We start from the raw sequence: 18,192 nt of genomic DNA on the forward strand, positions 1-18,192 counted from the left end.
TTGCGTTTCGGGCCTGACACAACGGCAACCGGAGGGGTTACGTACATCCCTTCGTACTCTCATTTTCTTACTCTATCCCAATGTCCTCACTTACCGAAAAAGGTTTTGGCATCGCCAAAAACGCCATCTTTTCCGCCTTCATGGGGCGTGCTACCCGAATGCTGGGCAAGCCCTTCCTAGTAGCTACCGCCCTGCACGACGTAGCAAAAAAGCTCGACGACCAAGACAGTAAAAAAGGTCCTATCCAACAGGTAATCGACGTGGGCCGGCTGCTGATTCGGTTGGTAACGTCTTATATCAACGGCTCTTACCGCCAGATTTCCACTTCCACTATCGTGTCGGGGCTGGCGGTGCTGCTCTACGTGTTGTCGCCGATTGACTTGGTGCCCGACGCCCTACCCATTTTGGGCTTCCTGGATGATGCCGCCCTGATTGCCTGGTTTATGGACCGCTTCCGGGTGGAGCTGGAGCACTTCCAGAGCTGGGAAGAAGCCTCGGCCAAAGTAGCCGAAGATGCCCAAGCACCGGCCCGTCCCAACAAGGAGCTACCCGCCGTAGCGGAGTTGGGTCACTCATAAATCAATAGACTTGTTCCTGAACAAGTCTAGTAGCTAATTGCTGGTCATCAGTATTCCAACAAACCTACGCACGCCTGTCTTTCGTCGTGCTTCATGCGACGAGAGACAGGCGTAGGTTTGTTGGAATAGCTGAAAAACGCAACTACATCTTCACTTCTGCTCAACTCCGTCAACGCCTTGGAGGGCTGATTCTGCCCTGTTATCATCCGGGCGCTTGATAACGCTGAAGGTGCCGTCGGTTTCGAGTACCACGGCAGTCACTTTTTCCATCGACAGTCCCCCCTCTTTGCGCACGGCCGAGCGCACTTCGTCGTGCGTTACACGCTCGTCGTGCATTGCGCTGTCCAGAAAATTGCCTTCGTGAAACAACAAGCGCGGCTCCGATTTTACCAGCTTACGCACCGTTTTAGAGCGCACCGACAGCCACGATACAACAAATTGCAGTGCCAGTAGCGTACCAATGCCAACTATGCCTTCCACTAGCCGTGTGCTTTTTGACAATGCTACCGAAGCCAGGCTGGAACCCAAAGCAACAGTTACGATCATATCAAAGGCATTCATTTTGGCTAGTGTACGCTTACCCGTGATGCGAATCAGCAGGATGATGGCTACGTACACAAGAACAGCCATTATTACCGTGCGGCCTACGCCGGCCCAACCGTTAAAAAACATACCTAGTGGAAGTAAGACAGTAGAAGTAATTATTCTGCTTGTTCTACGCAAAATTTGCTGCTTCGACGGTCTTTTTTGAATAAACAGGTGAAGCGTTTACCTGTGAAACGAGCTATAAAAGCCCTTCAAAAATTGTATTTTGGGCTTTCGTTCACCCAATTTTTGTTCATGCCCATTACCAATCGGCTGGCGCTGCTGGCCCTTACCTTCCTTTTCTTCCTACCCTCCGCCCGTGCCGATGAAGGCATGTGGCTTCCCTTACTGCTCAAGCAGCTCAACGAAGCTGATATGCAGAAAAAAGGCCTCAAGCTGACGGCCGAAGACATTTACAGCGTCAACAGAGGCAGCCTGAAAGACGCCGTGGTACAGTTTGGCGGCGGCTGCACCGGCGAAATCATTTCCGATCAGGGCCTGCTGCTCACCAACCACCACTGCGGCTACAGCTCCATCCAGAGCCATTCGTCGGTCGAAAAAGACTACCTTACCAACGGTTACTGGGCTATGTCGCCCAGCGAGGAGCTGCCCAACCAGGGCCTCACCGCTACCTTCATCGTGCGCATGGAGGACGTGACCAAGCAAGTGCTGCAAGACGTGCCTGCCACCGGTATTTCAGAAGATGCCCGCGAGCGACTGGTGCAGCAGCACAGCCAGCAGGTGGCCCAGGCGGCCGTGCAAGGCACTCACTACCGCACCTTTGTGCGGCCTATGTTCGGCGGCAACGAGTACTATCTCTTTGTGACCGAGGTGTTTGAAGATGTGCGCCTGGTAGGCGCCCCACCGAGCAGCATCGGCAAGTTTGGCGGCGACACCGACAACTGGATGTGGCCCCGCCACACCGGCGACTTTTCCCTGTTCCGCATCTACGCCGGCCCTGACAACAAGCCGGCCCCCTACTCGCCCCAGAACAAGCCCTTTAAGCCCCGGCACCATTTGCCCATCTCGCTCGGCGGCATCAAGCCCGGCGACTTCACACTGGTGTTTGGCTTTCCCGGCCGCACCAACGAGTATCTGACTTCGTGGGGGGTAGACGAAATCTACTCCCTCTCGGACCCGGCCAAGGTGCAGGTGCGCGACACCAAGCTGCGAATTCTGGACGCCGACATGAAGGCTTCGAATAAAGTGCGGATTCAGTACGCCGCCAAGTATGCCTCGCTGGCCAACTACTGGAAGAAGTGGCAAGGCGAGATGCGCGGCCTGAAGCGCCTGGATGCCGTGGCGCGCAAGCAGGAGCAGGAAGCCCGCTTTCAGCAGTGGACCACCCAGGGCGATATCGCCCGCCGCGCCGCCTACGCCAACTTGTTGCCGGAGTTTGAGAAAAACTACCGCGCCGAGCGTGACGTGTCGCTGGCACGCGACTACGTGACAGAAGCCGCCTTGGGCGTGGAACTAATGCTGTATGCCAATAGCCTGCTGGCCGTGGTGGATATCAAAAACGCCGCCGACCGCACCGCCGCCGTGCAGAAACTCAAAACCGGCGTAAATGGCTTCTTCCGGAATTACAGCAAATCTACCGATCAGAAAGTAGCGGCGGCATTGCTGGCGCTGTACGCCGAGAATACGCCGTCTACCCTGCTACCCGATTACGTGAAGACGTTGCAGAAGCAGTATCCGGGTAAAAACGGTTGGACCGCCTACGCCGACTATCTCTACAGCAAATCCCGACTGACGACGCCGGAAAGCGCTAACGCTGTGCTCGATGAGGTAGCTAAAGGCAACGTGGCAGCCCTCACCAACGACCCGGCCTATCAGCTAGCTAGCGCCATCGTGACGAACTACCGGGCCAACATCCTGCCGCCCTACCAAATTGCCAACGACAACATCACGCTATTGTCGCGCACCTACATTGCCGGCCTGCGCCAAATGCAGACCGACAAAACGTTCTACCCCGACGCCAACTCTACCCTACGCGTGGCCTACGGCCAGGTAGCCGGCTACGAGCCCCGCGATGGCGTGAAGTACGAGTACTACACGACCCTCGACGGTATCATGGAAAAGGCTGACCCCACCAATCCTGATTTCCAGGTGCCGGCCCGCCTCGTGGAGTTGTACCAGAAGAAAGAATACGGACTCTACGCCGTAGACGGCACCGTGCCGGTGGCCTTCATTGCCACCAACCACACCACGGGCGGCAACTCCGGTTCGCCCGTTATCAACGGCCGCGGCGAGCTAATCGGCACCAACTTCGACCGCAACTGGGAAGGCACCATGTCCGACATCATGTTCGACCCCGACCAGGTGCGCAACATCACCCTCGATGTGCGCTACATGCTGTTTGTAGTGGATAAATACGCCGGCGCCACACGCCTCATTCAGGAAATGACGCTGGTAGGCAAACCGGAAGCCAACGGCAAACCAGCGAAGGAAGCGAAAGTGAAGAGGGGCAAGCGCAAACAAAAAGCGTAGAGCCAGTAGTAGAGAACAACCTCTTGTACCCTACCCCTACCTACAAAGAGACGTCAGCTACTGACGTCTCTTTTTTGTGTTTATTGACCAAGAATATATTTCCGCTTTATGCTCTCGCTTTCTCACAGCCACAGATACTGCTGGTTTTTCCTACTTGGCTTTCTGTTGTGCAGCGCACAACCACTGCTAGCTCAACCTACACCTCCTCCTACCCTCCTGCGCCCCGCCGCCGTCTTCGATGGTGAAACGCTACACCCTGGCTGGCAGGTGCTAGTAGAAGGCGACCGAATTACAGCAGTTGGCCCTAGCCTGCCTACACCTGCCGGCGGCCGTACGCTGGATCTACCGGGCCTTACCCTTCTGCCGGGTCTGATAGAAGGCCACTCCCATTTGTTGCTGCACCCTTACAACGAAACCCCGTGGAACGACCAAGTGCTGCTGGAGTCGCAGGCGTTGCGGGTGGCGCGGGCTACGGCTCACGCTCAACGCACGCTGCTGGCCGGCTTCACCACCGCCCGCGACTTGGGCACAGAGGGCGCCGACTACGCCGATGTAGGCATCAAACAAGCTATTGATCAAGATATTATTCCCGGCCCGCGGCTGCTGGTGGCCACACGGGCGCTGGTAGCAACTGGCAGCTACGGCCCCAAGCTCTCCACCGACGTAGAAGTACCCCAGGGCGCCCAAGAAGCCGACGGCCCCGAGGGTGTGATGCGGGCCGTGCGCGAGCAAATCGGGCGCGGCGCCGACATCATCAAAGTATACGCCGACTACCGTTGGGGCAAAGGCGAACCGGCCCGCCCTACCTTCTCGCAGGAGGAGCTGAACCTGATTGTGCAAACGGCCAACGCCGCCGGCCGGCCTGTGGTGGCGCACTCCTCTACCCCCGAAGGCATGCGCCGCGCCACGCTGGCCGGCGTGCAAACCATTGAGCACGGCGACGGTGGCACGCTGGAAGTTTTCAAACTGATGAAGCAGCGCGGCGTAGCACTTTGCCCCACCGTAGCGGCCGGCGATGCTATTGCCCAATACCAGGGCTGGCGCAAAGGCCAGGGCGCTCTACCCGAACGCGTCCAGCAAAAACACACTAGCATGGAAGCCGCCCTGAAAAGCGGCGTCACGCTGGCGTTTGGCAGCGACGTGGGCGTATTTCCGCACGGCGACAACGTGCGCGAGGCCGAGCTACTGGTGCAGGACTACGGCCTCACGCCCCTGACCGTGTTGCGCCAAGCCACCAGCGGCAACGCTCGCATCTTCGGCTTAGTTGATCGGGGCCGCATCCAGACTGGCTTATTGGCTGACCTAGTGGCAGTGCAAGGCGACCCTACCCACGACGTGACGGCCCTGCGGCAGGTGCGGCTAGTGATGAAGGGCGGTGTGTTGTATAAGTTGTATAAACAGCCATAAAACTAATCTGTCATCAAAACTAATCTGTCATCCTGAGCTTGCGAAGGACCTTCTCACGCTAGAACGACCATCGTACCAACGACTCGTTCATGCGTGAGAAGGTCCTTCGCAAGCTCAGGATGACAGAGTAAATAGGCTGCTAATGAGTTAGTCTACGGACGTTCAATACCCAACTTACCTAGCTCCTGCGCGTGCAGGTCGTAGATGACGCGCAGGTCGTTGCCGTGCTTTTCGGCGTCTACGCCTATGCTGATGTTGTTGGTGTGGAAGCGGTGCAGGTGGCTGATGTGGGGCGAAAGAAGGGGCAGGTGGCCGGCCAGCAGAAAGCGCACATACAGTTCCAAGTCTTCGGCCATTTCAATGTCTTCGCTGTAGCCGCCCACCCGATCAAACAGCTCGTGCGAGTAGCACACGTTGCCTTGGATGAAGTTTTCGGCCCGAAAAATGGCCCGCAGCATGTCTGTGGGCGTGTCAAATTTCCAGGCGTAGTAGTCTTCGCGCAGCATGTAGCGACGTTCCTCGTCCATGCGCAGGAAGTCGGCTACCAGCCACGGGCGGTCGGGGTTCTGCTGGATGAGGTCGGCGTAGTGGTAGAGGTTGCGTTGCAGCATCACGTCGTCGTCGTCGAGGGGCACCAGCCAGCCGCCGGGCTGCGCCTCGCGGATGATCTGGTTGCGGGCAGGGCCAGGCAGCATTTTTTCGGGCTGCTTCCAGTAGCGCAGCGGCGGGCCATCCTGAGCGGCTAGCTCCTCCAGGTAGGACGCGGTGTCGTCGTCGCTGGCTAACTCGTTGATCAGGTGCTCGTAGGAAAAATCGATGGGGGCCGAAACGGTAGCGCGTACGCTTTCAATGGCCTCGGGCAAATACTGCCGACGGTTGCGGGTCGGGGTGATGATGGAGAAGTGCATGCCTTCCTATTCTACAATTGCCGCTAAAAAGTTGCGTCAATCCAGCTGAAAGCCAACTTTCTCGAAATAGTACCGTTTACCCGACTTAGCATTATCTGCTTCACTGTATGCCCAAGTTCATCGTCACACTCTCCCTACCCCCTCACTTTTCCGAGGATTTTATAGAGTTGATTCCCAGTCACCGCGCCCACGTGAGCCAGCTATTGGATGAGAGTGTGCTGGAAAACTACGCCATCAGCGCCGACTACCGGCACGGCTGGCTTACCATCAACGGGGAAACGGAGGCCGAGGCGCGGGCTGTGTTGGAGCAGTTGCCTTTGTACCCTTATTTCTGGCAAATTGAAGTGCACGAGCTATTCGTGTTCGATAGCAATACGTTTCGGTTTCCGCGCATTAGCCTCAACTAGCCAGCGGGCTATTCGGCGCGGTTTGTGCATGAGGGCGACTGCTAACGTCTTCCTATTTTTCCTATGATGCGTACTATTCGGCTGGTTACGCTGGCCGTTGTTTTGCTGACTTCTTCGCTAGCCGCTGCCCCGGTTCCTACTGATAAGATTTCTACCGAGCAGCTGTTGAGCCGCCTTAGCTCCGCCATCGACAACCTCAAGACGCTGCGTTGCACGGTGCGGGCTAAGGAGCGGGTAGAAGGCAAATACGTAACGGCGCAATCGTCTTTGAAGCTCACCAGCAGCCCGCTACGGGTATATCTGCGCAATCAAAAAGGCATTGAGGCCCTGTGGGTGACAGGCCAAAACAGCGGCGACGCCTGGGTCTACCCCAACAGCTTTCCCTACGTGACGCTCAACCTGGACCCCAACGGCACCCTCATGCGCCGCGACCAGCACCACAGCCTGCTCGACGCCGGTTTTGGCAGCATTTCCGATATCATCCGCGGTTCAACTCAACGCCAGGACCACGCCTTCGAGCGCTCCTTTCGCTACACCGGCGACACCCTAGTGGCCGGCCGGCCGTGCCACGTACTGCTTTCCAATTTCCCGCAGTTTCGGTACGTATCCTACACGCCCGCCAAAGCTGAAACGCTGACGCAGATTGCCAATAAGTTTGGTTGCGGCGAGTTTCGGATTGTGGAGCGCAACGGCCTGTCGTACGAAAAACCCGTGTCGGCCGGCAAAACCATTCAAGTGCCCAACGGCTACGGCCGTCGCACCACCGTCTGCGTCGATCAGAAGCTTATGCTGCCGCTTGTGGTAGAAGTGCTGGACGACAAAGGCTTGTTTGAGCGGTTCGAGTTTTCGAACATTATCGCCAACCAGCCTATTGCGGCGGAGGAGTTTGCGAAGGGATATAAGGGGTATAAACTATAATCACGGATTAAGGCGGATTTTTCGGATTACACGGATTTTGTGGACGATTGCACAGTGTAGTCGGAGCTGTTTAATTTTTCTGAGTTACCCATCAAAAAAGCGCTTGCCATTTGGCAAGCGCTTTTTGTTTGAAATCGTCTACAAAATCCGTGTAATCCGAAAAATCCGCAGGAATCCGAGGTCTAGCGGCGCATTTTCTTCTCAATCTCGTCCCACATGGGGGCTGGAATGGCTTCCAGCTTGTTGAACTCGCCGGCGCCGTTGAGCCACTCGCCGCCGTCGAGGGTGACTACCTCACCATTCATGTAGGCCGCGAAGTCCGATACCATGTAGGCGGCTAGGTTGGCCAATTCCTGGTGGTCGCCTACCCGCTTGAGGGGCACCGAGGCAGCGGGGTCGAGTTTGGACGCTAGCGGCTCGGGGAAGAGGCGGCTCCAGGCACCTTCCGTCGGAAATGGGCCGGGCGCAATGGCGTTGGAACGAATACCGTACTTGGCCCACTCCACAGCCAGCGAGCGGGTGAGGGCCAGGACGCCCCCTTTCGCCGCCGCCGAGGGCACCACGTAGGCTGAGCCCACGGAGGCGTACGTCGTTACGATGTTGAGGATGGTGCCGGGGCGCTGGTCGGCAATCCAGCGCTTGCCGAAGGCCAACGTGCAGTTGTAGCTGCCTTTCAGCACAATGTCTACAATCACATCAAACGCCTTGTGGCTCAGGCGCTCGGTAGGCGAAATAAAGTTGCCGGCGGCGTTGTTTAGGAGTATATCGACGGCCCCAAACGTGTCAATGGTTTGTTGGAGCATGCGCTCTACCTCGTCGTATTTGCGCACATCGCACTGCACGGCCAGCACCTGGCCACCGGTCTGCTCGCGCAGTTCGGCGGCGGTTTTTTCCAGCACATCCAGCTTGCGCGAGGTGATGGTGACGTTGGCGCCGAGTTGTAGAAAATAGGTGGTCATGGCCCGGCCCAGGCCGGTGCCGCCGCCTGTCACCACAATGGTTTTGCCTTGCAGGGCGTTGTCGCGGAGCATGGGTTGGGAGTAGGCTGGCATAGGAGGTGGATTTTTAAAGGTGAAGCAGCAAGGATGCAAGAACGGGATTTGTCGGATTTGCCCAAGATGTATGCCGGCTAAGAATTTTTCTTCACCTTTAGCCCCGCATGGCTCCTACTCCTACCCCCCTACAACCCCTAATTGCCGTATTGGGCTGCGGCTGGCTCGGCCTACCCCTGGCTCAGGCGCTGGTGGAAGAAGGCTATGCCGTGGCTGGCTCCACCACCACGCCCGGCCGACTCCTGAAAATGCGCGACGCGGGCATTACGCCCTACCTGCTGGAGCTGGGCCCTACCCTTACCGCCACCGACCAAGACACGCTACACACGATGCTCACCGGCGCGCGGGTATTGGTACTGAACGTGCCACCCAGCGCCGCCAAAGGACACTACGTGGAGCTGCTACAGCCCGTATACCAAGCTGCCATTGGCTGCGGCGTGCGCCACGTGTTGTTTGTGAGCAGCACCGGTGTGTATGCCGACGAGCCCCGCACCATGACTGAGACCGACGCCCTGGCCGCCCCCGACGCCAACTCGGAATTGCTGCGGGCGGAGAGCCTGTTTACCGCTCCCGATGCACCTTTCGCCACCACCGTGGTGCGCCTGGCCGGCCTGATTGGCCCCCGACGCGCGCCTGGCCGCTTCCTGGCGGGCCGTACCGGTCTGCCCAAGCCTCAGGCCCCCGTCAACCTCATCCACCTCACCGATTGTCTGGGCATTCTCGGCCGCATTATCCGCCAGCGCGCCTGGGGGCGTACTTTCAATGCCAGCGCGGCACACCACCCTACCCGGCAGGAGTTCTACACCGCCGCCGCGGCTCATCTGGAACTCGCGCCCCCTACCTTCGCGGAGGAAGAAACCCTGGGCAAGTGCATCGACAGCGAATTGCTGCGTCAGGAAACCGGCTATATGTTTCAGTTTGATGACCTGAACGAGGCCATGAAGCACTGCTAGTGCATTGGCTGTGCCGCTTAGCGAGCAACACACCGTAGTGCTTTCGCGCCGGTTTTCAGTCCCCTACCTTGTATCTTTGCGCTTGTGAACGATAAAGAGGTAGTAGCTATTTTGGGCGGCGGTGCGGCTGGTTTTTTTGGGGCCATTGCCTGTGCCGAAGCCAACCCGCACTTGCGTGTTTATCTGATTGAAAAAACCGGCAAGCTGCTGAGCAAAGTGCGTATTTCGGGAGGTGGGCGCTGCAACGTGACGCACGCCGCCGACACGCCCGCGCAGTTGGTACAGCACTACCCCCGCGGGGCCAAGCAGCTCAAGGAACCCTTCAAGCAGTTCGGCGCCGTAGATACCGTGCGCTGGTTTGAGCGCCGCGGCGTGCGCCTCAAGACCGAAGCCGACGGCCGCATGTTTCCGGTCACGGATTCGTCGGAAACCATTGTCCAGGCCCTGCTCACGGCAGCCGATAAAGCGGGTGTCCGCATCCTCACGCACACCACCGCCGAGTATATTACTACTCTACCTACGGGTGGCTTTCGATTGCACCTCACGGGCACCCACGCGCAGGAATTAGAGGTAGCGCGCCTGCTGATTGCCACCGGCGGCGCCCCCAAAGCGGCCCAATACGACTGGCTGCGGGCGTTGGGGCACACCATTGCCGAGCCGGTGCCGTCGCTGTTTACGTTCAACGTGCCGGAGTCGCCGTTGCGGGACCTGCCGGGCGTGAGCGTGCCCCACGCCCGCGTGCGCATTGCCGGCGAAAAGCTGGAATACGAAGGTCCTATCTTGGTGACGCACTGGGGCGTGAGCGGGCCGGCTGTGCTGAAGCTCTCAGCCTGGGGCGCCCGTCGCCTGCACGAACTGGCGCATCGCCACACGGCCCTGGTTAGCTGGCTTCCTACCCACACCGAGGACTCGCTGCGCCAGTGGCTACTGGATTTTCGGGGGCAGCATGGCAAAAAGCTGGTGGCTTCCAATCCGCTCTTCGGCCTACCCCAGCGGCTGTGGCGCACGCTCACGGAGCAGGCGGGCATTGGTGCAGAAGTGAAGTGGAATGAGTTGCCTATTAAGTCGCAGAACCGCCTCATCGAAGGGCTGTTGCGTACTGCCCTACCCGTGCAGGGCAAAACCACTTACAAGGATGAGTTTGTGACCTGTGGCGGCGTGGTGCTCGGCGAAGTGGACATGAAAACCATGCAGAGCCGCCGCGTGCCGGGCCTGTATTTCGCCGGCGAGGTGCTGGACATCGACGGTATTACCGGCGGCTTCAATTTCCAAGCTGCCTGGACTACGGGTTACCTGGCCGGTCGGGCCATGGCCGATGCGCCTACCGTCTAGCTGGCTGCTTTGCGGTCCATCACCAAGCTCACCAGCAAAGCATGAGGTAGAGTAACCACGGAAGCCACCACCAGCGCCAGGCTAACCAGTGCATCGGAAGTGGAAAGCCGGGCGGCAAATAGCACGTACAGCACGGCCAGCGCTACTAGGCTGATGAGTAGAATAGGCAGCGAGCGGCGCACGAAAAACCCTATTTCGCGCATTAGCTCCCAACCTTTTGCGCGTCTACTACTTATAGGCGCCGTGTAGCCCAGCAGCGGATTGAGGCGTAGCACGTGCTGTAAGCTGTGCCAGAAGCAGAAGTACACTCCTACCGCCAGCAACGGCGGCAGGACCACAAACAGCCCTATGAGCAGCAACACCTCTAGCATGTCAATTCGCCAGCGGTTTGCTTCGTTCAGCTTGGCATACCCTACCCACAGGCCCAGATGACCCAGCAGCACAACCCACCCGGCGCCTTGCGCCGCGCTAGCAAATACTGCTGCCGTCACCAACTGGCCGCCTGTGAAGTACAGTAAGCTGTTGATGATGTGCAGCATCTCGGCAGGCCAGGCAAAAGCCGGGATGACAAACAACAGCGTGCCGCGCAGTACGCTATGCGCTACCCATAGCGCCGGCCGCTGGGGTTGCGTGGGCGCATCGGCGGAGCCCCAGTGCCAGATAGTGAGCAGGAAAAAGAACAAGACAGCCGCACTCGGCCACAGCCACCACCCTACCACCACTACCGCTGCCAAAGCCAGGTAGCTCACCAGAAAACGCACCAGATACAGCCACCACGCCTTGCCCCGCACGGGATGGTAGGCTGGCAATACCAGTTGGTCGCAGGCGCCGTGGGCCAACCCTAGCAGCGCTAATCCCAGCAGCAACACCGGTCCTAGTAGGATAGCGGCGGTGGCTGGAGCCAACAGACCTACTCCCATTGCCACCACCACCGCCCCGTAGGAATACAACATGTGCGGTGCAAAACTGGTGGCGATGGGAGCAGAAGCTTTCATAAGGCAGGCGTTATCCTGCTGTATACGCTCTGTTACGCCGCGTGGTGATGGGCGGGCTTACGCGGGGCTAAATCGCGCAGATAATTTAGGTCGAGAATGCTGAAGCCTACCTTGGAGAAGAAGGGTACCACTACAAACAAAACGGTTTCGGTAGTTTGGCTGATTATGCCCAGGCCTGAGGGCCCAACAGCCCAGATGGTAGGGTAGCAGATCCACAGAACGGTTAGGAAGCCAGCTAGTTTGGTATATATACCTCCCAGTTCTGCATCGCTGTTGATGGCAATCTGCCGCAGCTTAGTCCAGATCAGATACAGCACGCACAGGAAGGCTCCTACCCCGCAGATGTACCATAGGAGCCGCGCCGTGCTGTTTTCTGATAAATCAGCAAACAGCCCGCACACAATCATGACCACATCGGCGGCCACCAAGCCAAACAGCAGGTTGAGTTTGCGCTCCTGCTTCGGTATGTAGAACATGGCCGTGAAAGCCAGCGCCAGCAGCAATAGCGGCGTGCTCACTACCCAGTCGATATAACGGGCGTAGTGGGTGATTTGCCCTGCCACTTCCGTTTTGCCCTGGCCCAGACCCATGGCCATATATGCCAGCGCCGACCAAATCGGAATCATCATGGCAATACTGTATTCGTATTGCGGGACGCCTTTGGGGTTACGACTCCAGACCCAGAACAGAAGTGCGCCGCCTACCATAGAGGCGACATATAGCCAGTGGAGTAGTGTTTGTGTTTCCATCGGGAGAGAAAGTAAAAATGGGGAATACTACTTTTTACTTTTCTCCTACTTTTTAAGTTCTTTTTAATCTGCCACTTAGCTAGGTTAATTCGAGCTAGTGTTTCGACGGGTAGCGCTACCGTAGCTGCCTAGCGAAATAGTACTCAACTCTTTCTGAAAAATACCTAGATGTAGGTATGTCTTTCTAAAAGACAAAAAAATAGTATTAAGTGTCAATTAATACACTTTTCACTAGTGCCTTATACGAGGTGCTTTACCCGACACTTCATGCTGAAACACGTACTCAAAGGCAGCTGTTTGTGGCTGTGCGCCGCGGCGAGTCAGCCGGTTGCCGCACAGATGCTTTTCAACAGCGCACACGGTAATTTTGCCGGTTTGAACGAAGCCAATTGGAACCCAGCTGCTATTGCTGATAGCCGTTTGAGCTTCGAGTTCCGCCTGCTGGCCGTAGACGGGCACGCGACTAACTCGGCCTACCGCTACACCGGCCCCTGGCGCCTGGGCAATCTAAACGAGTCGTTTTCTTTATCGGCCCGCGACCTGACCTTGCAGGAAAACAGCCGCCCCAAGCTGGTTAGCGTGGGGCTGAACGTGCGCGGGCCGGGCGTTATGCTCCGCCTGAGTCCGCGCCACAGCATTGCCCTCAGCGTAGGGGCACGGGCCGCACTGCAAGGCAACCAAGTGTCGCAGGAGTTGGTGCGTAGCGCCGTTGATCAATTTGAAACGGCGGGTGCGTATACCAACAACACGGCTAATTTCAACATCAACGCCTTTTCGGAGTGGAATGCCACCTACGCTCGCGTACTACTGGACCAGCAAACCCACGTGCTGAAAGCGGGCATCACGGTGAAGCGGTTGATGGGCATCGGCTCGGCCTACCTCCAATCCAAACAGTTCGACTACACAACCACGCCCGCTAACCGCAACACCCAACTGGCCGATACGGTGGTACACCTCGACCGGCTCGATGGCTCCTTCGCCTACTCCAACCCCGACGCGTTTCGTGATCTGGATGCGGGCACCGTACGGCGCTGGCTGACACCCGGCAGCTCGCCGGGCGCGGGCTGGGGCCTGGATGTGGGGGTGGTGTACGAATACCGCCCTAATTCGGAACAATACCGCTACCAGGATAAAAAAGGGGCGTGGCAAACGGACTACGGCCACAATAAGTACCGCTACCGTCTGGCGGTGGCCCTCACGGATATAGGCAGCATTCGCTACCGTAAGCAGGCCGTGGTGTATAATGATATTCGGCGTACCAACCTGGGCATCAATAGCCAAGACATCAATGATATTACGCTGGACAACTACAATGAGCAGCTGGAAAAAATCTTCCAGATTCAGCCACAGAACCGTGGCAATGCATTTCGGGCGGCCCTACCCACTACGCTGAATGTAGATCTGGACTATCACCTTCTCTGGAAATTATATGCCAATGCTTCTCTCAGCCAGGGCCTGCGTGGGCGCTATGCGGTAGGCATGCGACGCTTTTCTTACGCGGCCCTCACGCCCCGGCTGGAAATGCGCTGGCTGGAGGTAGCCATGCCGCTTTCCCTCACCAATAGCTACCAGGATTTTGCCTACGGCTTGGTGCTACGCGCTGGCCCTCTGACTATTGGCTCCAACAACCTACCTGCGCTATTTCGCTCTACCCAGCCTTACGGGGCCAACCTTTTTGGTGAGCTGACCCTAGCCCTAGCTAATAAGCGCCATAAGCTCAGGACTCCTGCGGCCAATCCATAAACAGAAGCTTGGCTGGTGCCGATGTGGAAAGGAAACGGATTGTAGTGGCTTCGGCGCAACCCTGCACGCGAATAGCTAGTACAAAGACACACAATACATTCTCCCTACCACCTAAAAACGAACCAACGATTATGGACACTAAAGCAGCCCAATCCGAACTGAACGAACTCATTGCTACCCTGAAAGAAGGCCAGAAAGGCTATGCGGAAGCAATGACCGACGTAGAAGACGCAGATCTGAAAGACCTCTTCAAGAAATATGCTGCCCAGCGCGCCAGCTACATCACGGAGCTGGAAGACCAGATGTACAAGCTGGACCTGAAGGTAGACACCAACGAAGGCAACAATACCGTAGCCGGCACCGTGCACCGCGCTTTCATCAACCTGAAAGGCTTAGTAACCGGCAAAGACCGTCACAGCATTCTGGCTGAGTGCGAGCGTGGCGAAGACTACGCCAAAGAAGCTTACGAGAAAGCCAAGAAGTTTGATGGCCTACCCGCCGAGCTGAAATCGGTAATCGACAAGCAAGCTGAAGGCGTACTAAAAGCCCACAACGAAATCCGCGACCTGCGCGACGCTTCCAAATAAGCATCGCAGATGTTGCCGATTAGATGCATCGCACAGCTTCTTGTGTACATTCATTCTACTCGCAAAAACAAAAAAGCCGCTGACATATCAGCGGCTTTTTTTATTGGTCAATTGTTAGCTCAGCGTTGCAGATTGATTGAATCAATGTAATTCCATCAATCTGCAACATCTGCGATGCTATTCGTCAAAGCTTTGGTTGTCGCGGCGTGGCTTGTAGCCACCTTCGCGGTTGCCGCCGTAGCTGCCACCACCCCGGTTGCCACCGTAGCTGCTGCCACCACCGTCGCGGTTGCCTTTGTAGCCACCTCCTTCGCGGTTGCCGCCGTAGCTACCACCGCCGCGGTTCCCACCATAGCTGCTACCGCCTTCGCGCCGGTCGCCGCCATAGCTACCACCGCCGCGGTTGTTGCCGTAGCTGCGGTTGCCAAAGGCACCGTCACGACGGTCGCCGCCGCCACCGTAGCCGCCCGTGCGACGCGGACGGTCGCCGCCGCCGAAACCGCCGCGGCCACCTTCCTGCTGGGCATCACCTTCCTGACGCGGCGTAGCCACGTTGAAAGATACTGGCCGGCCGTTGATGTTGGTACGACCCAGAGCGCCGGTCACTTCTTCCGTAAACTCGGAGGGCACTTCTACAAAGCTGAACTTATCGTAGAGCGAGATGTCGCCTACCTTACCAGCGGTAAGGGAAGTATTCTCGGCAATCAGGTCCACAATGTCACGTGGGTGAATGCGGTCTTTCTTACCCATCGTTACGAACAAACGCGTGTAGCCAGCGCGTGGTGCACCGTGGGCGCGGGTAGCGTCGAGGCTTTCCTGCGCACGCTTGTCCTCCTTCATTGTCATTTTGAGCAGGGCAGCGGCAATGTCTAGCGACGTAATGCCTTCTTCGCTATCCTGATCGATCAGACGCTGCACGCGGGCAATGTACTTGTCGAGGTTGCCCTTCTCCACCACTTCCTTAATCGACTCCAGCATGAGGGTGGTTTTCACCTCCGACACATCCTCGAATGAAGGTACGCGCTCCTGCTTGATGGTAGCCTTGGTGAAGCGCATAATGTCGCGCAGCTTGTAGATGTCGCGGCCACTCACGAAGGTGAAGGCGCGACCCGACTTGCCAGCGCGGCCCGTACGGCCGATGCGGTGCACATAGTATTCCTCGTCGGCGGGCAGGTCGTAGTTCACTACGGCTTCCACGTTGTCCACGTCGATACCGCGGGCGGCCACGTCGGTAGCCACCAGGATTTCCAGCGTGCCTTTGCGGAATTTATCGAGCGTGTTCTGGCGCTGCTGCTGGCTCATGTCGCCGTGCAAACCGTCAGCGAAGTAGCCTTTGGCCTGCAAATCAGCCACGATGTCGTCTACCATGCGCTTCGTGTTCGCGAAAACGATGGTCGACTTCAGGTTGTACATGTCTACCAAGCGGGTCAGCACATCCTTTTTCTGAGGGCCGCGCACCTCGTAGTAGCTCTGCTCGATGTTCGTAACGGTCATCTCCTGATGGTTGACCTTCACGATTTGCGGGTCGCGCTGGTAGCGCTTGGTCAAGTCCATGATGGGCTTGCTCATGGTAGCCGAGAAAAACACCGTCTGGCGCTCCTCAGGCATTTTCTTCAGCACCGTCTCGATGTCGTCGCGGAAGCCCATGTCCAGCATTTCGTCGGCCTCATCAAGAATAATCATCTTGCAGTGGTCGAGTTTGAGCGTGCCGCGCTCCAAGTGGTCCATTACACGACCAGGCGTACCAATTACAATCTGCACGCCGCGCTCCAGGGCGCGGAACTGCCGGTCGTAGCTGGAGCCACCGTAAATCGGCACTACGGCCAGACCACGCTTGTACTTACCTAGTTTCTGAATTTCGCCCGAAACCTGTACGGCCAGCTCGCGGGTAGGGCACAGCACCAGGGCCTGCACCTCACGCGAGTCGGTGTCTACTTTTTCGATGGCGGGGATGGCGAAGGCAGCCGTTTTGCCGGTACCCGTCTGGGCCTGGCCAATTACGTCTTTGCCTTCGAGCAGTACCGGAATGGCAGCTGTTTGGATAGGAGATGCTTCTTCGTAGCCTACTTCCGTAATGGCACGCTGCATTTCCTCGGAGAGCGAAAGCTCTTCAAATTTTACTTTTTCCATGTCTAATGTTAGATGGAGTGGAGAGAATAGCTCTGAAAACAGCGAATTCAGCGACGCTCCTCTCCCACTCTCACAACAACGACAAGTGACGGAAGCAACTACGGAAGATACAGGCGGCCAATCTATTTAGCTTAGCTAAGGGCCACACAAGCTGTGCGGAACCGGGCCGTTCTCAATGCGGGTGCAAAGGTAAGGGAAAAAATTGTCTGAACCACGGATTCTTGCGAATTTTTCGGATGACACGGATTTTGTAGGTGATAAAAACGATTGTCATCCTGAGCTTGCGAAGGACCTTATCACGCAGGAACGATTATCGTAGCAACGACTTGTTCTAACGTAACGTCCTTCGCTCTGCTCAGGATGACAATCGTTTTTATCACCTACAAAATCCGTGTCATCCGAAAAATCCGCAAGAATCCGTGGTTAAGACAAAAAAAAGCACGCCCTGGGGCGTGCTTTTCAAACTCGTGCAAAGTAAGCTAGCCCTTAGAGGAGCTGAACTTTCACAGCGTTCGGGCCTTTTTTGCCTTGCGCTACTTCGTATTGTACCTTGTCGTTTTCACGGATTTCATTTACCAGCAGGTCGCTGATGTGAACGAAAATGTCTTGACCATTTTCGTCGTTTTTGATGAAGCCAAAGCCTTTGGCGTCATTGAAGAATTTTACGGTTCCGGTTGCCATTGTACTACTTACTACGGGGTTAAAAAAAGAGTCTCTTTAAGCAAATGCAGCTACTGAAAACTGCTGAAACTCTAGGCATCTGGCAGGCTAACAAAGTCACATCCTCTTAAGTTGAGCCAAATATACACCATTCGGCGGACTTCAGCTATCAACAGCATCATTTACGGGTTTTTCCCTACTTGCGTTGTATTTGTACCTACTTAATATGCCTACCCCCCACAACCACCCTGCCTTCCGCTTTACCCATGAGATTGTAGTACTCGCCTCGGCCATAGACGAGCTACACCACGCCAACAACGTAGAATACGTGCGCTGGGTGCAGGATACGGCCACCGCACACTGGTTGGCTGCCTTCCCCGTGGGCGAGCGGGAGCATTATATATGGGTAGTACGGGAGCATCATATACGTTACCACCGTCCCGCCCTGCTCCACGACCGACTACGCTGCACCACCTGGATTGGTGAAATCCGCGGGGCGCAGTGCCAGCGCTTCGTGCGCATCGAGCGGGCCGAAGATGGTGTGCTCCTCTGCGAAGCCGAAACGCAGTGGGTACTGCTAGACCCGCAGACGCAACGCCCGAAGCGGGTGGAGGCGGAGGTAGAGCGGCGGCTGTGGGAGCCAGTGGGGTAGAAAAGCAGTTAGTATTCCGAGATACGGTCGGGTAGCGCCTGTTTCT

General features: G+C 57.0%; 17 protein-coding genes. 10 read left to right on the top strand and 7 right to left on the bottom strand.

All coding sequences use genetic code 11. The features are described 5' to 3' along the window. Positions 1-80: 80 nt before the first annotated feature. Positions 81-578 (top strand): YkvA family protein, encoded by a 498-nt coding sequence (locus F1C16_RS08530; protein ID WP_185283900.1) that lies wholly within the window; start codon positions 81-83, stop codon positions 576-578. Between the two features lie 150 nt (positions 579-728). Here F1C16_RS08530 and F1C16_RS08535 read toward each other — a convergent pair whose 3' ends face one another. Further along, positions 729-1,250 carry a DUF421 domain-containing protein gene (locus tag F1C16_RS08535; protein WP_185283901.1) on the bottom strand — a complete coding sequence of 174 codons (522 nt, stop codon included), beginning with the start codon at positions 1,248-1,250 and terminating at the stop codon, positions 729-731. Between the two features lie 168 nt (positions 1,251-1,418). Between F1C16_RS08535 and F1C16_RS08540 the strand changes: the two genes are divergently transcribed. Both F1C16_RS08540 and F1C16_RS08545 read left to right on the top strand, forming a co-directional pair. Further along, complete coding sequence (locus tag F1C16_RS08540; protein ID WP_185283902.1) at positions 1,419-3,653, top strand: S46 family peptidase; 2,235 nt, start codon at positions 1,419-1,421, stop codon at positions 3,651-3,653. 108 nt (positions 3,654-3,761) lie between these two features. Then, complete coding sequence (locus tag F1C16_RS08545) at positions 3,762-5,060, top strand: amidohydrolase family protein (RefSeq protein ID WP_185283903.1); 1,299 nt, start codon at positions 3,762-3,764, stop codon at positions 5,058-5,060. A 152-nt stretch (positions 5,061-5,212) separates the two neighbouring features. Here the strand turns inward: F1C16_RS08545 and F1C16_RS08550 are convergent, their stop codons facing one another. Then, on the bottom strand, positions 5,213-5,968 hold the full coding sequence (locus F1C16_RS08550; protein WP_185283904.1) for a glycosyltransferase: 756 nt from the start codon (positions 5,966-5,968) through the stop codon (positions 5,213-5,215). A gap of 107 nt (positions 5,969-6,075) precedes the next feature. Here F1C16_RS08550 and F1C16_RS08555 point away from each other — a divergent pair, with 107 nt between their 5' ends. Beyond that, the gene (locus F1C16_RS08555; protein WP_185283905.1) at positions 6,076-6,375 is read left to right on the top strand and encodes a hypothetical protein; all 300 of its coding nucleotides are present in this window, start codon (positions 6,076-6,078) and stop codon (positions 6,373-6,375) included. A 63-nt stretch (positions 6,376-6,438) separates the two neighbouring features. After that, positions 6,439-7,293, top strand: a complete 855-nt coding sequence (locus tag F1C16_RS08560; protein ID WP_185283906.1) for a DUF1571 domain-containing protein — start codon at positions 6,439-6,441, stop codon at positions 7,291-7,293. Positions 7,294-7,475: 182 nt separating this feature from the next. On the opposite strand, the gene F1C16_RS08565 is transcribed toward F1C16_RS08560, so the two are convergent. Then, entirely contained in the window at positions 7,476-8,345 is an 870-nt protein-coding gene (locus tag F1C16_RS08565) for an SDR family oxidoreductase (RefSeq protein WP_185283907.1), read from the bottom strand. 107 nt (positions 8,346-8,452) lie between these two features. On the opposite strand from F1C16_RS08565, the gene F1C16_RS08570 reads away from it, so the two are divergent. Beyond that, positions 8,453-9,298 carry an SDR family oxidoreductase gene (locus F1C16_RS08570; RefSeq protein WP_185283908.1) on the top strand — a complete coding sequence of 282 codons (846 nt, stop codon included), beginning with the start codon at positions 8,453-8,455 and terminating at the stop codon, positions 9,296-9,298. An 84-nt stretch (positions 9,299-9,382) separates the two neighbouring features. Then, positions 9,383-10,630 (top strand): NAD(P)/FAD-dependent oxidoreductase, encoded by a 1,248-nt coding sequence (locus F1C16_RS08575; RefSeq protein ID WP_258049079.1) that lies wholly within the window; start codon positions 9,383-9,385, stop codon positions 10,628-10,630. On the opposite strand, the gene F1C16_RS08580 is transcribed toward F1C16_RS08575, so the two are convergent. Then, a complete protein-coding gene (locus F1C16_RS08580) occupies positions 10,627-11,625 on the bottom strand; it encodes a Brp/Blh family beta-carotene 15,15'-dioxygenase (protein ID WP_185283909.1) in 999 nt (332 codons plus the stop codon). The two genes, F1C16_RS08575 and F1C16_RS08580, sit on opposite strands and share 4 nt — an antisense overlap. 32 nt (positions 11,626-11,657) lie before the next feature. Then, positions 11,658-12,374 (bottom strand): bacteriorhodopsin, encoded by a 717-nt coding sequence (locus tag F1C16_RS08585; RefSeq protein WP_185283910.1) that lies wholly within the window; start codon positions 12,372-12,374, stop codon positions 11,658-11,660. 267 nt (positions 12,375-12,641) lie between these two features. Here F1C16_RS08585 and F1C16_RS08590 point away from each other — a divergent pair, with 267 nt between their 5' ends. Together F1C16_RS08590 and F1C16_RS08595 are read left to right on the top strand one after the other, a co-directional pair. Further along, a complete protein-coding gene (locus F1C16_RS08590) occupies positions 12,642-14,117 on the top strand; it encodes a DUF5723 family protein (protein ID WP_185283911.1) in 1,476 nt (491 codons plus the stop codon). Between the two features lie 131 nt (positions 14,118-14,248). Continuing rightward, positions 14,249-14,704, top strand: a complete 456-nt coding sequence (locus F1C16_RS08595; RefSeq protein ID WP_185283912.1) for a PA2169 family four-helix-bundle protein — start codon at positions 14,249-14,251, stop codon at positions 14,702-14,704. Between the two features lie 177 nt (positions 14,705-14,881). On the opposite strand, the gene F1C16_RS08600 is transcribed toward F1C16_RS08595, so the two are convergent. Beyond that, positions 14,882-16,834 (bottom strand): DEAD/DEAH box helicase, encoded by a 1,953-nt coding sequence (locus tag F1C16_RS08600; RefSeq protein WP_185283913.1) that lies wholly within the window; start codon positions 16,832-16,834, stop codon positions 14,882-14,884. Between the two features lie 486 nt (positions 16,835-17,320). Continuing rightward, positions 17,321-17,515, bottom strand: coding sequence for a cold-shock protein (locus F1C16_RS08605; protein ID WP_185283914.1), 195 nt, complete (start codon positions 17,513-17,515; stop codon positions 17,321-17,323). Between the two features lie 205 nt (positions 17,516-17,720). Here F1C16_RS08605 and F1C16_RS08610 point away from each other — a divergent pair, with 205 nt between their 5' ends. Then, positions 17,721-18,146: a thioesterase family protein gene (locus F1C16_RS08610; protein WP_185283915.1), complete on the top strand. Its 426-nt coding sequence runs from the start codon at positions 17,721-17,723 to the stop codon at positions 18,144-18,146. Positions 18,147-18,192 lie beyond the last annotated feature (46 nt).

The organism is Hymenobacter sp. NBH84, assembly GCF_014217645.1.
Classification (GTDB): domain Bacteria; phylum Bacteroidota; class Bacteroidia; order Cytophagales; family Hymenobacteraceae; genus Hymenobacter; species Hymenobacter profundi.

Bases quoted from the DNA above. Each gene is read 5' to 3' on its own strand.
- F1C16_RS08530 (WP_185283900.1), top strand. From the start codon at position 81: ATGTCCTCACTTACCGAAAAAGGTTTTGGCATCGCCAAAAACGCCATC.
- F1C16_RS08535 (WP_185283901.1), bottom strand. From the start codon at position 1,250: ATGTTTTTTAACGGTTGGGCCGGCGTAGGCCGCACGGTAATAATGGCT.
- F1C16_RS08540 (WP_185283902.1), top strand. From the start codon at position 1,419: ATGCCCATTACCAATCGGCTGGCGCTGCTGGCCCTTACCTTCCTTTTC.
- F1C16_RS08545 (WP_185283903.1), top strand. From the start codon at position 3,762: ATGCTCTCGCTTTCTCACAGCCACAGATACTGCTGGTTTTTCCTACTT.
- F1C16_RS08550 (WP_185283904.1), bottom strand. From the start codon at position 5,968: ATGCACTTCTCCATCATCACCCCGACCCGCAACCGTCGGCAGTATTTG.
- F1C16_RS08555 (WP_185283905.1), top strand. From the start codon at position 6,076: ATGCCCAAGTTCATCGTCACACTCTCCCTACCCCCTCACTTTTCCGAG.
- F1C16_RS08560 (WP_185283906.1), top strand. From the start codon at position 6,439: ATGATGCGTACTATTCGGCTGGTTACGCTGGCCGTTGTTTTGCTGACT.
- F1C16_RS08565 (WP_185283907.1), bottom strand. From the start codon at position 8,345: ATGCCAGCCTACTCCCAACCCATGCTCCGCGACAACGCCCTGCAAGGC.
- F1C16_RS08570 (WP_185283908.1), top strand. From the start codon at position 8,453: ATGGCTCCTACTCCTACCCCCCTACAACCCCTAATTGCCGTATTGGGC.
- F1C16_RS08580 (WP_185283909.1), bottom strand. From the start codon at position 11,625: ATGAAAGCTTCTGCTCCCATCGCCACCAGTTTTGCACCGCACATGTTG.
- F1C16_RS08585 (WP_185283910.1), bottom strand. From the start codon at position 12,374: ATGGAAACACAAACACTACTCCACTGGCTATATGTCGCCTCTATGGTA.
- F1C16_RS08590 (WP_185283911.1), top strand. From the start codon at position 12,642: ATGCTGAAACACGTACTCAAAGGCAGCTGTTTGTGGCTGTGCGCCGCG.
- F1C16_RS08595 (WP_185283912.1), top strand. From the start codon at position 14,249: ATGGACACTAAAGCAGCCCAATCCGAACTGAACGAACTCATTGCTACC.
- F1C16_RS08600 (WP_185283913.1), bottom strand. From the start codon at position 16,834: ATGGAAAAAGTAAAATTTGAAGAGCTTTCGCTCTCCGAGGAAATGCAG.
- F1C16_RS08605 (WP_185283914.1), bottom strand. From the start codon at position 17,515: ATGGCAACCGGAACCGTAAAATTCTTCAATGACGCCAAAGGCTTTGGC.
- F1C16_RS08610 (WP_185283915.1), top strand. From the start codon at position 17,721: ATGCCTACCCCCCACAACCACCCTGCCTTCCGCTTTACCCATGAGATT.